Here is a 14,472-nt window from a genome sequence, read left to right on the forward strand (position 1 = left end):
GGCGGACGCGCGGTCAGCGCGTGGAGGCGTGGTGCGGTCAGCGCGTCGAGGCGTGGCGTGGCCGGCGCCGGGCGGGGTGGCGCGGCGCGGAGGCGGGCAGGTGCGGCGGGGTGACGAGCCCGGCGCGGTAGAGGCCGTGGGTCACCAGACCCGCCGCGGCCGCGGTCAGTTCTTCGCGCAGCGGCCCGTCCCGGAGCAGGGCGTCCGGGCCGAGCAGGCGCTCGACCACGGCCAGTGCCCCGGCGGTGTCGCCGTGGTCCAGCCGCTCCCGGACGCCGTCCAGGCAGTCCGGGCGGCGGTGCACCTGGTCGATGAACTGCAGGCAGGGCAGGGGAGTTCCGCCCAGGGCGACCAGCAGCTCCTCGCGCCGCAGCTCCTCCGGGCCGTGGTCCAGCGCCACCAGGGCGCCGTCGGCCAGGCCGATCCGGTGCCGGGCGCCCCGGCAGTCGACCAGCCGCGGCCCGTCGCCCCGGTCCTGCGCGGGGTCGGGCGCCGCGGCCCGGTGCTCGGGGGCCAGGGCGGCGGCGACCAACGGGTGCAGCTGCTCCGGCCGGAGCAGGCCGGCCCGCAGCAGTTGCAGGTCGGGCGGCGTGCGAACCGCCGCGTCGGGCAGCACCGGAAGGTCGCGGACGGCGTTCTGCCGCACCGGCACCGCTGCCTGACACTTCGTCAGGTCGAGCATCAGATGCCGCCGGGAGTCGAGCCGCAGCGCGACCGGGCCGGGTGGCAGTCCGTCGGCGGCCAGCAGGATCGCCGCCTCGGCGGGCCAGCGGGCCGCGTCCGCGGTCGCGGGCCGGTCGGCGCCGGACCGGGTGCGCAGCTCACCGGACCGTCCGGCGTCCCAGAGGTGCCGGTGCAGGTCCAGCCGGTAGCGGCGGTTGGGGCGCGGGTGCGGGTGGTCGGCGGCGCCGGCGGGTGAGCCTTCCCAGAGCGCCAGGCTGAGCCGCTGTCCGGCTCCGGCCCAGGCGGGCGGGGTGCGGACGACCAGTTGCAGCGGCGACTCGGGATAGCGGGCCAGGGCGATGCTGAGCCCGGGTCGCAGCAGTCCGTCGGGGGCGATCCGCGGCAGCTGCCAGCGGAGCAGGTCGGGCGCCAACGCTCTGAGGTCGTCCCGGAGTCGGGCGGCGAGCCGCTGACCGTGCCGCCGGGCCACGGCGCGCAGGTCGAGGTCGACGTCGACCCGGGCGGCGGCGCAGGCACCGGCCCAGTCCCCGGCGAGCCGGCGGGCGGTGGCGGTCTTGATCATGGTGGGCGGCACGGCGAACTCGCGCACGCGCTGCCAGCGGAGCAGACGGGGATCCTCGAGCACGGGGTGAGTGGCCATCAGCACTCACCTTGCGTGGTCGAAGCCCCCAATCCGGCGAGAGATTGAGTAGTCATCGCGCCAGAGGCTAGCCGCCCGGTCCGGGCGGCGCCAGTGGTTTTCCCGGCCCTGGTTCGAGGCCGCGCCTGACGGCCTGTCACTTCTCTTGTGCCACACGCGATTCCGCCGCGCGGCGTCACCAGCGCCGTCCGCGACCCCGAACTGCTGTCGGAGGACGTCGCGCACGCCGGGAGTGGGCCCGCGAGGTGCCGGCCGCCCCCCGAGCAGTGGGGGGGGGGGCCCCCCCCCCCCCGGGGGGGCGGCGGGGGCCCCCCCCCCCCCCCCCCCCCCCCGCGCGGGGGGGGGCCCCGCCGCCCCGCGGGGGGGGGCGGGCGGGCCGCCGCACCGGAACCTCCGGCCTCAGGCGGAGTCGCGCACCGGCAGCTTCCAGTTCGGGCGCGGGAAGTGGCAGGTGTACCCGTCCGGGTAGCGCTGCAGGTAGTCCTGGTGCTCCGGCTCCGCCTCCCAGAAGTCGCCCAGCGGCTCCACCTCGGTGACGACCTTGCCGGGCCAGAGCCCGCTGGCGTCCACGTCGGCGATGGTGTCCAGCGCGACGGCGCGCTGCTCCTCGTCGGTGTAGTAGATCGCCGAGCGGTAGCTGCTGCCGATGTCGTTGCCCTGGCGGTCCACGGTGCTCGGGTCGTGGATCTGGAAGAAGAACTCCAGCAGCGTCCGGTAGTCGGTCCGCGCCGGGTCGTAGCTGATCTCCAGTGCCTCCGCATGGCCCGCGTGGTTGCGGTAGGTGGCGTTGGCCACCGACCCGCCGGTGTACCCCACCCGGGTGTCCTGGACGCCCGGGATGCGGCGGAACAGCTCCTCCATGCCCCAGAAGCATCCGCCGGCGAGGACGGCCTTGCGCGTCGTGGTCATGCTCTTCTCTCCCTCTCGGTGGGTTCCCCGCCTGCAGCAACAACGGGCGCGGCCCCCATCATCCCCACCCCGCCGTCCCCGGACGGGGTGGACCCCCGGGCGCGATGGGGGACGCGCCCGGGGGTCCGGTCGGAGGGGTCCGGTCGGAGGGCTCCGGCCGGGAGGCTCCGGTCGGGAGGACTCAGCCGTTGCCGTCCGCCGGGGTGGTGGTCGGGGTGACCCCGAGCGCCTTGTCGGCGGCCTGGGCGAACTCGTTGGTGAAGGTCTTGCCGAGGTCCACCGACTCGGCGCCCTTCACCCCGACCAGCTTCTCGGTCGCCAGCACGTTCTTCGGTCCGCCGGCCGGCATCAGGCCGTCGGGCAGGAACTGGCCCTTGTCCTGGGTCAGCGCGGTGACGTAGTCGTCCTTGGTGACCGACCCGTTGGCGGTGAAGGTGGGCGGCAGCGCGGCGGCGATGTCGGCCGCGGAGTGGGTGCTGATGTACTGCATGGTGGCGACCAGCGCGGTGACCACCTTCTGCGCGGCGTCCTTGTGCGAGTTGACCCAGTCCGCCCGGGCCAGCACGCTCGCGGACGGCCAGAGGCCGCCGACCGCGGCCTTGGCGCCGTCGGTGGTGGCGAGGTCGACGGCGGAGTAGCCGACGCCCTTCTTCTGAATCGCCGTCACGGTCGGCTGGGTGGTCATCACGCAGGCGGCCTTGCCGTTCTGCAGCGCGGCGATCGCCGTCGCGCCGGCGCCGACGCCGACCCGGTGGTACTGGCTGGTGCCCAGGTTGTTCTGCGCGGCGATGAACTCGGTCAGGGTGTCGGTGCCCGAGCCGAGGTCGGTGACGCCCAGCGTCTTGCCGGCGAAGTCGGCGGCCGAGTGGACGCCGCTGTTGGTGGCGCACATCTCGCGCTCCCCCGGCGCGCCGGAGAGCTGCACGATGTCCTCGACCGCCTTGCCCTTGGCGGCGAAGTCGATGGTGTGGATGTACCAGGCGCCGGCCATGTCGACCTGGCCGGAGGCCATCGCGTCCTCGGCGCCGACCGCGTCGGACTCGGTGCTGAGCACCACCTTGACGCCGTACTTCTGGTAGAAGCCGAGCTGCTGGGCGAGCTGGAACGGCAGGTAGATCTGCTTGTCGAGGCCGCCGACCATGATCTTCACGGTGGGGGTGCCGGCGGCCGCGCCGCTCTTGGCGCCGGAGGAGGAGCAGGCGGTGAGGCCGAGGCCGAGGGCCAGGGCGAGGGTGCCGACGACCGCGCGGGTGGGGGTCCGCTTGAACATGGCTGTCCTTAGGTACGGAAAGGGGTGGGGGAGGAAGGTCTAGAGGGCCGCGCTCTCGGCGGGCGACGGCGGGCGCCAGGAGAGCAGGCGGCGCTCCAGCTTGGTGATCAGCCACTCGGCGATCAGCACGATGACCGCGATGACGACCATGGTGGCGAACACCCCGTTGGGGTCGAACTGGTTCTGCGCGGTCTTGATCACCAGGCCGAGGCCGGCCTGCGCGCCCAGCACCTCGCCGACCAGCGCGCCGACGATGGCGAAGCCGAAGGCGGTGTGCAGGCTCGCGGTGATCCAGGTCAGCGCGGAGGGCAGCACCACGTGCCGGACGATCTGCAGCTGCGAGGCGCCCAGCACCCGGGCGTTGTCGAGGATGTTGCGGTCCACCTCGCGCACGCCCTGGAAGGCGTTGAAGAAGACCACGAAGAAGACCAGCACCGCCGCCAGCAGGATCTTCGGCGTCTCGCCCAGCCCGAACGCGACCAGGAAGATCGAGCCGAGCACGATCCGCGGCACCGCGTTCACGATCTTGATGTACGGGCCCAGCACGTCGGCCAGGAACCGGTTCTGCCCGAGCAGCACGCCGAGCACCACCCCGCTGCCCGCGCCGAGCGCGAAGCCGAGGACCGCCTCCCGCAGCGTGGTCTCGATCTGCAGCCAGTAGGAGCCGAACTCGGTGGCCTGGTCGCCCTTGCTGAAGAAGTCCACCAGCCGCCGGGCGATCCCGCTGGGCTGCCCGAAGAAGAACGGGTCCAGCCAGCCCACCGCCGTGACGGCCTGCCAGCCGCCGATCACCGCCGCCGCCAGGCCCAGCTGGGCCAGCAGCACCAGCGCCTTGCGGCGCCGGACGGCGCGCACCCCGGCGCCCGCGGCCTTGCGGTCGGTGGCCGGCGGGTTCACTGCCGTCGCGGCGCTCATGCCTGCTCTCCCGTCGTGCGTGCGTAGGCGCGCTCCACCTCTTCGCGGAGCGAGGCCCAGATCTGGTGGTGCAGTTCGAGGAACCGCGGCTGGAACCGGATGTCCTGGACCGAGCCGCGCGGGCGCGGCAGGTCGATGTCGTACACGGCCTTGACCGAGCCCGGACCGGAGGTCATCACCACCACCCGGTCGGCCAGCGCCACCGCCTCCTCCAGGTCGTGGGTGATGAAGACCACCGAGGGGCGCAGCTGCTCCCACAGGCCCAGCAGCTCGTTCTGCATGATCGCCTTGGTCTGCACGTCCAGGGCCCCGAACGGCTCGTCCATCAGCAGGATCTTCGGCTCGTTGATCAGCGCCGCGGCCATCGCGACCCGCTTGCGCATGCCGCCGGAGAGCTGGTGCGGGTGGTGGTCCTCGAAGCCGGCCAGGCCGACCCGGCGCAGCCAGTCCCGGGCGGCCGCGTTGGCCTTCGCCTTCGGCACGCCCTTGAAGACCGGGCCCATCGCGACGTTGCCGAGCACGGTCTTCCAGGGAAGCAGGGCGTCGGCCTGGAACATGAAGCCGATGCCGTCGGTGATCCCGTCGACCTCCCGGCCGCCGACCAGCACCCGGCCCTCGCTGGGCCGGGCCAGGCCGGAGACCAGGCTCAGGGTGGTGGACTTGCCGCAGCCGGTCGGTCCGACGACCGCGCAGAACTGGCCGGGCTCGACCGTGAAGTCCACGCCGCGGGTGGCCGTGAAGGCCTCGCCGCTCGGGGTCAGGAACCGCTTGGTCACGCCCGAGATCTCGATCCGGGCACCGTCGCGAACGCGGTCCTGGACCGGTCCCGCCGCGGCGTCGTTGCGCGCAGCCATCGAATCCGCCTCCTCGCTTCTCCGCTGGCACCCCGTCGTGTTTCCGGGGTGTTTCTTGGTGCCGTGAAGGTAGGTCGGGCCCGGCCGGCGGCGGGAGTCTTGCGAGCGTTGCGCGGCTTCACCGCGTTGCCGTGGGTTCTGCTCGTTCTGCGCACGGTCACGGGACTGGGAAAACCGCCGCACTCAGGGCACACTCGCCTGAACACGCAGGAGACAGGGGGTAGCGGCAGGGAGGTGGCCCGATGGCCCGACGACGTGGCCGGGGCCGGAAGCTCTCGGCCCGGATCCTGGTGGGCCAGCTGCTCATCCTGGCGATCACCAGCGGCATCGGCTTCGTGCTGCTCACCTACGCCCAGCGCGACGAGCTGGACCACGAGTACCAGCGGCGGGCGCTCTCCATCGCCCGCACGGCCGCGGGCGATCCGCAGATCGTCCGGGCGATGGCCGAGGGCACCGGCGGCGACGAGGTGCAGCAGGCAGCCGGGCGGATCGAGCGGGCCGCCGGCGCCACCTACGTGGTGGTGATCGACCTGCACGGCATCCGGCACTCGCACCCGCACCCCGAGCTGATCGGCAAGGCGGTGGACGAGCCGATCACCGTGCTCGACGGGCGCACCTCCACGGGGATGGACAACGGCTCGACCGGCCGCTCCGCCAACGCCAAGGTGCCGCTGCGCGATCCGGCGGGGGCGGTGATCGGCGAGGTCTCGGTGGGGATCGCCGAGAAGCAGGCGGTCGGCCAGCTGATGCGCGAGCTGCCCACCTTCGCGCTCTACGCCGCGACGGCGCTGGCCGTGGGCGCCGTCGCCTCCTACCTGCTGGCCCGCCGGCTGAAGCGCTCCACCTTCGGCCTGGAGCTGGAGGAGATCGCCGGGCTGCTGCAGGACCGGGAGGCGATGCTGCACGGCATCAAGGAGGGCGTGATCGCCTTCGATCCGCAGGGCAGGATCAGCGTGGTCAACGACGAGGCCCGGCGGCTGCTCGGCCTGGGCACGGCGCTGGGCCGGCGGCTGGACGAGGTGCTGCCCGAGGGCCGGCTGCGCCGGGCGCTGGACGGCGGCCTGGCGGGGGTGGACCTGACGGTGCTGACCGACAGCCACTGCCTGGCCGTCAACCGCAAGCCGGTGGTGCTGCAGGGCCGCGAGCTGGGCGCCATCGTCACCGTCCGCGACCGCACCGAGCTGGTCGGCCTGCTGCGCGAGCTGGACTCGGTGCGCGGCCTGACCGACGCGCTGCGGGCGCAGCAGCACGAGTTCGCCAACCGGATGCACACCCTGGCCGGGCTGCTGGAGCTGGGCGACCACCGGGCGGCGCTGGAGTACGCCGTCGAGCTGAGCCACGGCGAGCCGGCCACGACGGAGGGCGTCCGGGACCGGATCGCCAATCCGCTGATGGCCGGCCTGCTGATCGCCAAGACGGCGGTGGCCGCCGAGCGCGGGGTGCGGGTGGTGCTGGAGGCGGACTCCCGGCTCGGCGAGCAGCCGGGGCACCTGCGCCGGCTGCTGACCATCGCGGGCAACCTGCTGGACAACGCGGTGGAGGCGGTCGGCAGCGGCGGCGAGGTCCGCCTGCTGCTGGCCGAGGAGGAGCACGCGGTCACCCTGCGGGTCGCGGACGACGGCCCCGGCATCCCGCCCGGCGCCGCCGGGGCGATCTTCGAGGACGGCTGGTCGACCAGCCCGGACCGCGGCACCGCGCGGCGCGGCCTGGGCCTGGCGCTGGTCCACCGGCTGGTGCAGCGGCACGGCGGCAGCATCACGGTCAGCGAGGGGCCGGGCGCCGTCTTCACCGTGGTGCTGCCGCTGCCGGACGACGAACCGGCTCCGCCGGGCGCGGTCTTCACGGTCGCCCCGGACGTTCTGGAGGGTGTGCTGTGATCAGGACGCTGGTGGTCGACGACGACTTCCGGGTGAGCGCCATCCACGCCGCCTACGTGGGCCGGGTGGCGGGCTTCGAGGTGGTCGGGCAGGCCGGTTCGGTGGCCGCCACCGTCGAGGCGGTCCGCGAGCTGCGGCCCGAACTGCTGCTGCTGGACGTCTACCTGCCGGACGGCAGCGGGCTGGATCTGCTGCGCCGGCTGGTCGCCGAGGCGGCCGGGCCGCGGCCGGACGCGCTGATGATCACGGCGGCCAGTGATGTCGCCTCGGTGCGGGCGGCGATGCAGCTCGGCGCCACCGGCTACCTGGTCAAGCCGTTCGGCTTCGCGGCGCTCCAGGAGCGGCTGGGCTCCTACCGGGAGCTGCGCGACCGGGTGGCGGCCCTGGACCCGGCCGCCGACGCCGCCCAGGCGGAGGTGGACGCGCTGTTCAGCGCCGCCCGCCCGAGCGCGCTGCCGGCCGTGCCGGCCAAGGGCCACTCGGCGCCGACGCTCTCCCTGGTGCTGGCGGCCCTGCGCGAGGCCCGCTGCGACCTCTCGGCCGCGCAGGTCGGCGAGCAGACCGGCGTCTCCCGGGCCACCGCCCAGCGCTACCTCTCCTACCTGGTGCGGGAGGGGCTGGTCCGGCTGGAGCTCAAGTACGGCGCCACCGGCCGCCCGGAGCACCGCTACCGGGTCGGCGGCACCTGACGGTCCGTCAGAGGTCGCGCACCCGGCACCCGGGCAGCGGCGCGGGGTGCTCGGGGCGCGGGCCGGTCCGGTCGCGGTCGCGCAGCGCGCTGGTCAGCACGGCCGCGTGCACGGCGCGGGCCAGCCGGGCACCCCAGCGCGAGCGCGGCCCGCCGAACGGGTCGGCCGGCTCGCCGGGCCGCGGGGTGCGCACGGCGACGCAGACGGCGTCCGAGGGCGTGCCCGAGCAGTCGTAGCCGGCGCCCAGCAGGGCCTGCACCTTGGCCTCGGTGGCGGTGGCGAGCAGGTTGACCAGGCCCGCGTCGGCGACCGGTGCGGGGACCACGGCGAGGATGTTCACCGTGCCCGGGGCGTGGCCGCCGACGGCGGCCGCCGGCTCGGCGGCCCAGACCGGCACGCCCACCCCGGCGGTGACCAGCGCGGTGACCCCGCCGTCCACCGCCTTGGCGTAGTCGTCCACCAGGGCCGCGGTCAGCAGCCCGACGCCCGGCCCGGCCAGGCCGTGCGCGGCGGCCAGTTCGGCCAGGTGCTGCTCCGGGTCCATCCGCCCGTAGCCCGCCTTGACCTGGGCGTTGAGCACCCAGGCCCGCTCCCCCAGTCCGCCGCCGAGCACCGCGCTGCTGAGCATCCGCCAGCCCGGGCCCGCCCGCCAGAGCAGCAGGTGCCGACAGGCCGCGTCCTCCAGCCGGGCGCCGCGCTCCACCCGCACGGCGGGCGGGGCGGAGTCACGGGCCGGGAGCGCTTGGCTGATCATCCCCGCATTGTGCCAGCGTTTGTAGCACGTCCGGCGGCCGGGGCCGATTCCGCCCGCAACTCACCGCCGCGCCGCGCGGCCTTCCGCGCACCGAACCGTTACCTTCGTGGCAGCAGTCCAGGTGCGATCGGCGAGGAGCAGGCATGGCAACCGGCACGGTGAAGTGGTTCAACGCGGAGAAGGGCTTCGGCTTCCTGGCCCAGGACGGCGGCGGCCCGGACGTCTTCGTCCACTACTCCGCGATCAACGCCGCGGGCTTCCGCTCGCTGGAGGAGAACCAGCAGGTCAGCTTCGACGTGGTGCAGGGCCCGAAGGGCCCGACGGCGGAGAACGTCGTCCCAGCCTGACCCGCTTCCGCTGACCGGGGGCCGTCGGACCGGTACGGCATGATGACCGCATGGATCTCGAGCCGTACCGGGGTGAACTGACCGCCTTCTGCTACCGGATGCTCGGTTCCCACCACGACGCCGAGGACCTGGTGCAGGAGACCCTGCTGCGCGCCTGGAAGGCCCGCGACCGGTACGACCCGGCGCGGGCCTCGGTGCGTACCTGGCTCTACCGGATCGCCACCGCTGAGCCCTGAGGTGGTGCCGGTGCGCACGGGTCGGCCTGGAACGAAAGGACTCGGCCAAGCTGGCGCGATCTCCCGTCGGCCGGCGCGTCCCGCCCGCCCCGGGGGCCTCCGCCCGCCACTGCCTCAGCCCCCGGAGCACGGGACGGCAACCGGGTGATGTCGGGGAGTGGCAGCGGCCGGACCGCCGGACGGCGGCCGTAGCGTGACCGGATGACCGCCTCCGCCGGGACCGCCGGCAAGTCCAGCGCCGCGCACGTGATGACCTCGGCCGTGCTGTTCGCGGTCCCGGTGCTCAAGCTCGCCTGGACGCTGGGCGGCGGCGACGCGGCCCGGGACGCGCTGCTCGCGATGGGGCCGGCCAACTGGGCCGACGTGGTGATCGGCATGTTCTTCGCCGAGCCGGTGCTGGCCCTGGTACTGGCGGTGGTGGCCTCGCACTTCAGCTACGCCTACCGGGCGGCCCACGGGGGCGCCGCCCGGCACTGGGACCGGGCGATGACCGAGACGGCGGCCCGGGCGGCGATCCTGCCGGCCGCCCTGGGCGTGGTGGTCGGGGCCTTCAACGGCCTGTGGTGGGGCGTCGGTTCGGCGCTGGCCGGCTACCTGCTGCGGCTCGGCGTGATCGCCGAGTACCGCACCGGCGGGCGCGACGTCCGTACCGGCCACCGCACCCGCCGGCCCCCGGCGGGCCCGGTGCCCCGGGCCGCCGAGCTGCTCCGGCTGGTGGCGCTCGCGCTCGCCCTGGTCGTGCTGCCGGCGCTGGCCCTGGTCGCGGCGGTGGACGGCCGGTCCTGGACCAGCGTGCTGCACTGCGACGTGAACACCGGCACCGGCCCGTCCCGGGCCCGGGTGGTGGAGCTGGACCGCCAGGCGCCGGGGGTGGTCGGCTGGGACATCCCGGCCCGCGAGGTGGTCGGCGGGACCGACTGCGCGGTGGATCCGGACGATGTCATCCGTGCCCCGTGGTGGCGCAGTTGACGGTGGCGGCACCGGGTCCGGCAGGTGCCACCGGTGCGGTCCCGGGCCGTCGACCCTGTTCGAACGACTAATACCCCCGCCCGGGTGACCCGCCGTGACGGTCTCCCGGGCGCCGGGTCGCACGGCCCGCAGGATGGCAGACGGCACCGCGGCGACAGCACAGCGCCGCGGCGCCCGTCCACGTCCGGCACCGTCCCCCATGAGGAGTCCGCCGTGCAGCTCCGTTCCTGGTCCGCCGCGGCCGCCCTGGCCCTCGCCGCGGTCCTGCTCCCCGGCACCGCCGCCCACGCCGCGCCCGCCAACCCGCCCGCCTGCCCCGGTGGCTCGATCTGCTTCTGGAGCGAGGAGGGCTTCCACGGCAGCTACTGGGAGTGGACCGCCGCCAGCGGCTACCGCGACATGCCGCCCAGCCTGCACGACCACGTCGGCGCCTTCGTGGCCGGCACCCGGGCCTGCTTCATCAACTGGCAGCCGGTCGAGAAGCGCGACGTCTTCTCCGGCGACTGGCGCTCGCAGTACCTCGGCGACTTCGGCGGCCGGATCGACGGTGTGGGCCCGAACCGCTGCTGAAACCGCGGGCGAACGGCCCCCGTCAAAGAAGCGTTAAGAAGCGGGGTTAAAGAAGCATTAACGGACGGCCGGCCGGTCACTCGCGATCGGCCCCCGTCCCGCCCCGCGCCCGGCCCCCGCCGCGCGGCAACCCCTCGGCGGCGACTGGACCGTGGCGAGCGGCGCCCGCTCCGGGGTGCCCGACGGCCGCCCACGCCCTGTCCGGCGGGCATTCCGAGGCGCGGACGGCGGCGGTGTCCGGGAACCACCGGGGGCGCTTTCAGCCGCCCCTGCCATGCGTATCATCATCGCTCATTATGCGAATAGAACTCGCCAAGAGCGCGCCTGACAGCTCCGCCACCCACGGGTCCGGTGGCGCGCCCGGCGGCAGCAGCTCCCACCGCGTCCGCCCCGGTGCGGCCGCCCTGACCCTCGGCGCGCTCGGGGTCGTCTTCGGTGACATCGGCACCAGTCCGCTGTACTCGATCCAGACCGTCTTCACCGCCGACAACGGCGCGGTCGGGACCACCCCGGACCAGGTGTACGGCGTCATCTCGCTGGTCTTCTGGGCGATCACGCTGATCGTCTCGATCAAGTACGTGACGTTCATCCTGCGCGCCGACAACGGCGGCGAGGGCGGCATCATGGCGCTCACCGCGCTGGTCCAGAAGCTCAACTTCAAGTCCGTGCGCACCAAGGTGGTCCTGGTGGCGCTCGGGATCTTCGGCGCCTCGCTCTTCTACGGCGACGGCATGATCACCCCGGCGATCTCGGTGCTCTCCGCGGTCGAGGGCCTGAAGGTCTCGACCCCGGGCCTGAGCGAGTTCGTGATCCCGCTGACCATCGCCGTGCTGGTGGTGCTCTTCGGGCTCCAGCGCTACGGCACCAACCTGGTCGGCAAGCTGTTCGGCCCGATCATGACCCTCTGGTTCGTGATCATCGGCGCCACCGGCGCCGTCGAGGTGGCCGGCCACCCCGCGATCTTCAAGGCGCTGTCGCCGACCTACGGCATCGAGTTCATCGTCGACCACGGGCTGGTCGCCTTCGTCGCGCTGGCCTCGGTGGTGCTGGCCGTGACCGGCGCCGAGGCGCTCTACGCCGACATGGGCCACTTCGGCCGGGCCCCGATCCACCGCGCCTGGTTCTTCCTGGTCTTCCCGACCCTGACCCTCAACTACCTGGGCCAGGGCTCGCTGATCCTGCGCTCGCCCTCCTCGGTCTCCAACCCGTTCTTCCTGCTGATGCCGGGCTGGGCGCAGTTCCCGATGGTGATCCTGGCGACCGTCGCCACCGTGATCGCCTCGCAGGCGGTCATCTCCGGCGCGTTCAGCGTGACCCGCCAGGCCGTGCAGCTGGGCATCCTGCCGCACCTGACGATCAAGCACACCTCGGAGCACGAGGTCGGCCAGGTCTACGCCCCGATGATCAACTGGGGCCTGTTCGGCGCGGTGGTGGCGCTGGTGCTGGGCTTCGGCTCCTCCGCCGCCCTGGCCTCCGCCTACGGCGTGGCGGTCACCGCGACCTTCGTGCTCAACACGGTGCTCTTCCTGGCCGTGGCCCGGATCATGATGGGCAAGCCGCTCTGGATGATCATCCTCGGCGCGGTGGTCTTCCTCACCAGCGAGGTGGCCTTCTTCGCGGCCAACCTGACCAAGGTGGTGCACGGCGGCTGGCTGCCGCTGCTGGTGGCCTTCACCGTCTTCACCATCCTGATCACCTGGCAGCGCGGCCGGCAGATCGTCACGCCGAACCGCACGGCCCTGGAGGGCCCGCTGCGCGCCTTCGTGGACGAGGTCGACGCGATGGACCCGCCGGTGCACCGGGTGGACGGCACGGCGGTCTTCCTGAACGCCAACGTGGAGACCACGCCGCTGGCCCTGCGCGCCAACGTCGAGCACAACCACACCCTGCACAAGAACGTGGTGATCCTCTCGGCGATGGTCGAGCGGGTGCCGCACGTGGACGAGTCCGAGCGCTGCGTCTTCGACGACCTGGGGCACAGCGACGACGGCATCACCCACCTCACCCTGCGGTTCGGCTTCATGGACGAGCCCAACATCCCGCAGGCGCTGCGGCTGGCCTCGCAGCACCCGGACGCCGGCCAGATCCACGGGCTGGACGTCGACGAGGTGTCGTACTTCCTGTCCCGGATGACCATCGTGCGCACCGAGGCGCCGGGCATGCGGCGCTGGCGCAAGAAGCTCTTCATGACCATCGCCAACAACGCCAGCAGCCCGGTCGCCTACTTCGGGCTGCCGAGCAACCGCTGCGTGATCATGGGGGCCCAGGTCAACATGTGAGGCCCGCCCGGAGCACCGGGTGACGGGGTGCGGGACCGCTCGGCGGGACCGCACCCCGTTCCGTTCCCCGGACACGGTGGCGGGAGCGCGGAGGCGATCATTACGCTTGGCTCCGTCGTGGCCGACCGGTGACCGTTGACGGAACCGGTGTTCAGCAGGGCGGATGGTTCGGTTTGGGGATCGGGCGGATTCGGGCCGGTGCCAGTCCGATCGCGGCCCGGGTCGCCCGGTGGCGAGCCCGGCGCGGTCTGACGGTACGTCAACTCGCGCGCCGCAGCGGGATCGCGGCGGAGCGGCTGGCCGCCCTGGAGCAGGGCGCGGACTGGCTGGACCGGCGCCGGGACCTGGCCGCGCTGGCCGGCGCGCTGCGGGTGGACGCGGTCGAGCTGACCGGCCGCCCCTACCCGCCCAGCGGCGCCGAGCACGCGGCGGTGGACGCCGTCGCCTTCCACCTGCGGCGCGAACTGGCCGAGCCGGGCGCCCTGCCGCCGGCCGGGCGCGAACGGGAGCTGGCGCGGCGCACCGAGACCGCCACCGCCGCCGCCCGGGACGGGGACGAGCTGCTGCTGGCCCGCACCCTGCCCGGGCTGATCCGGCTGGGCGCCGGCGCGGTCGCCCTGGCCCCGGCCGGGACCCGCCGGCAGGCGGCCGAACTGCGGCTGCGCGGTCACCTGGCGGCCGCCGGACTGCTGCGCCGGCTCGGGCACCGGGACCTCGCCTGGGCGGTGCTGCACCGGGCCCGCGGCGGGGCGGCCGGGGCGCGGGCGGTGCTCGCCGAGGAGTTGCAGCTGCTGCTCGACATGGCGCTGCCCGAACAGGCGCTGGCGCGGGCCGCCGAGGGCCCGGGGAGTGCCGCGCTGCTCGCCCTGGCGGCGCTGGCCGAGGCGGCGGCCGGGCGGCCCGCCGAGGCCGAGCGGCGGCTGCGCCGGGCCGCCGGGCGGGCCGGACTGCCGAGCGAGCGGGACGCGCTGGCGCTCACCCGGGTCCGGGTGGCCGCCGAGGCCGGGTCGCCGGCCGAGGTGCTGGCGCTGGCCGACGCGGCGGAGCTGCCCCCGGCGGCCCGGGCCGGAGTGCTGACCCTGGCCGCCTCCGCGCACGCCCGCCTCGGCGAGCCCGCCGCCGCGGCCGCCCGGCTGCTGGCGGCCGAGCGCACCGCGCCGCTGCGCACCCGGCTCGACCCGCTGGCCCGCGAACTGCTCGCCGTGCTGCCCGCGCGGCTCACCGACCCGGCGCAGGCCGCCGCCGTGCACCGGCTCGCATCCCGCGCGGGGACGGGCTGAGGGCGCGCCGCCCGGGGCTGGCGACCACGGATGGCACCCGGATGGAACGCGGAGCGACCGATTCCGTGCATCTTCCGGCACCACGGGCGATCTTCACCAAACCACCGTCACACCCCCGGGTGATCATCTCGGCTCCGGACCTGAGCGTCCCTCATACGGACCTACGCTGTCCGCGGCTACCGCAGGTGTAGGAGTGAGG

General features: G+C 74.3%; 14 protein-coding genes. 8 read left to right on the forward strand and 6 right to left on the reverse strand.

Translation table 11 applies throughout. The annotated features are described in order from the left end of the window. Positions 1–37 precede the first annotated feature (37 nt). The 5 genes from ACFYNO_RS26415 to ACFYNO_RS26435 form a co-directional block, all read right to left on the reverse strand. Positions 38–1,324 carry a hypothetical protein gene (locus ACFYNO_RS26415; protein WP_388017376.1) on the reverse strand — a complete coding sequence of 429 codons (1,287 nt, stop codon included), beginning with the start codon at positions 1,322–1,324 and terminating at the stop codon, positions 38–40. A 399-nt stretch (positions 1,325–1,723) separates the two neighbouring features. After that, entirely contained in the window at positions 1,724–2,233 is a 510-nt protein-coding gene (gene msrA, locus ACFYNO_RS26420; RefSeq protein WP_388017379.1) for a peptide-methionine (S)-S-oxide reductase MsrA, read from the reverse strand. Between the two features lie 181 nt (positions 2,234–2,414). Beyond that, positions 2,415–3,503, reverse strand: coding sequence for an ABC transporter substrate-binding protein (locus ACFYNO_RS26425; protein ID WP_388017382.1), 1,089 nt, complete (start codon positions 3,501–3,503; stop codon positions 2,415–2,417). Positions 3,504–3,542: 39 nt separating this feature from the next. Then, positions 3,543–4,418 carry an ABC transporter permease gene (locus ACFYNO_RS26430; protein WP_388017385.1) on the reverse strand — a complete coding sequence of 292 codons (876 nt, stop codon included), beginning with the start codon at positions 4,416–4,418 and terminating at the stop codon, positions 3,543–3,545. Further along, positions 4,415–5,272: an ABC transporter ATP-binding protein gene (locus ACFYNO_RS26435; RefSeq protein ID WP_388017388.1), complete on the reverse strand. Its 858-nt coding sequence runs from the start codon at positions 5,270–5,272 to the stop codon at positions 4,415–4,417. Before ACFYNO_RS26435 ends, ACFYNO_RS26430 begins: the two co-directional genes overlap by 4 nt. 242 nt (positions 5,273–5,514) lie before the next feature. On the opposite strand from ACFYNO_RS26435, the gene ACFYNO_RS26440 reads away from it, so the two are divergent. Beyond that, positions 5,515–7,149, forward strand: coding sequence for an ATP-binding protein (locus tag ACFYNO_RS26440; RefSeq protein WP_388017391.1), 1,635 nt, complete (start codon positions 5,515–5,517; stop codon positions 7,147–7,149). Next, complete coding sequence (locus tag ACFYNO_RS26445) at positions 7,146–7,838, forward strand: response regulator (protein ID WP_388017394.1); 693 nt, start codon at positions 7,146–7,148, stop codon at positions 7,836–7,838. The genes ACFYNO_RS26440 and ACFYNO_RS26445 overlap by 4 nt, the downstream gene beginning before the upstream one ends. 7 nt (positions 7,839–7,845) lie before the next feature. Here ACFYNO_RS26445 and ACFYNO_RS26450 read toward each other — a convergent pair whose 3' ends face one another. After that, positions 7,846–8,592: an adenosylcobinamide amidohydrolase gene (locus tag ACFYNO_RS26450; protein ID WP_388017397.1), complete on the reverse strand. Its 747-nt coding sequence runs from the start codon at positions 8,590–8,592 to the stop codon at positions 7,846–7,848. Positions 8,593–8,735: 143 nt separating this feature from the next. On the opposite strand from ACFYNO_RS26450, the gene ACFYNO_RS26455 reads away from it, so the two are divergent. The 6 genes from ACFYNO_RS26455 (at position 8,736) to ACFYNO_RS26480 (ending at position 14,273) form a co-directional block, all read left to right on the forward strand. After that, positions 8,736–8,939, forward strand: a complete 204-nt coding sequence (locus ACFYNO_RS26455; RefSeq protein ID WP_388017399.1) for a cold-shock protein — start codon at positions 8,736–8,738, stop codon at positions 8,937–8,939. Positions 8,940–8,989: 50 nt separating this feature from the next. Further along, positions 8,990–9,175, forward strand: a complete 186-nt coding sequence (locus ACFYNO_RS26460) for a sigma-70 family RNA polymerase sigma factor (RefSeq protein ID WP_388017401.1) — start codon at positions 8,990–8,992, stop codon at positions 9,173–9,175. Positions 9,176–9,376: 201 nt separating this feature from the next. Beyond that, entirely contained in the window at positions 9,377–10,144 is a 768-nt protein-coding gene (locus ACFYNO_RS26465; RefSeq protein ID WP_388017403.1) for a hypothetical protein, read from the forward strand. A gap of 213 nt (positions 10,145–10,357) precedes the next feature. Further along, positions 10,358–10,714, forward strand: coding sequence for a peptidase inhibitor family I36 protein (locus ACFYNO_RS26470; RefSeq protein WP_388017406.1), 357 nt, complete (start codon positions 10,358–10,360; stop codon positions 10,712–10,714). Between the two features lie 296 nt (positions 10,715–11,010). Continuing rightward, entirely contained in the window at positions 11,011–12,993 is a 1,983-nt protein-coding gene (locus ACFYNO_RS26475) for a potassium transporter Kup (protein ID WP_388017408.1), read from the forward strand. Positions 12,994–13,166: 173 nt separating this feature from the next. After that, on the forward strand, positions 13,167–14,273 hold the full coding sequence (locus ACFYNO_RS26480; RefSeq protein ID WP_388017411.1) for a helix-turn-helix domain-containing protein: 1,107 nt from the start codon (positions 13,167–13,169) through the stop codon (positions 14,271–14,273). The last annotated feature ends 199 nt before the right edge of the window (positions 14,274–14,472 follow it).

The organism is Kitasatospora sp. NPDC006697 (assembly GCF_042869935.1).
GTDB lineage: Bacteria > Actinomycetota > Actinomycetes > Streptomycetales > Streptomycetaceae > Kitasatospora.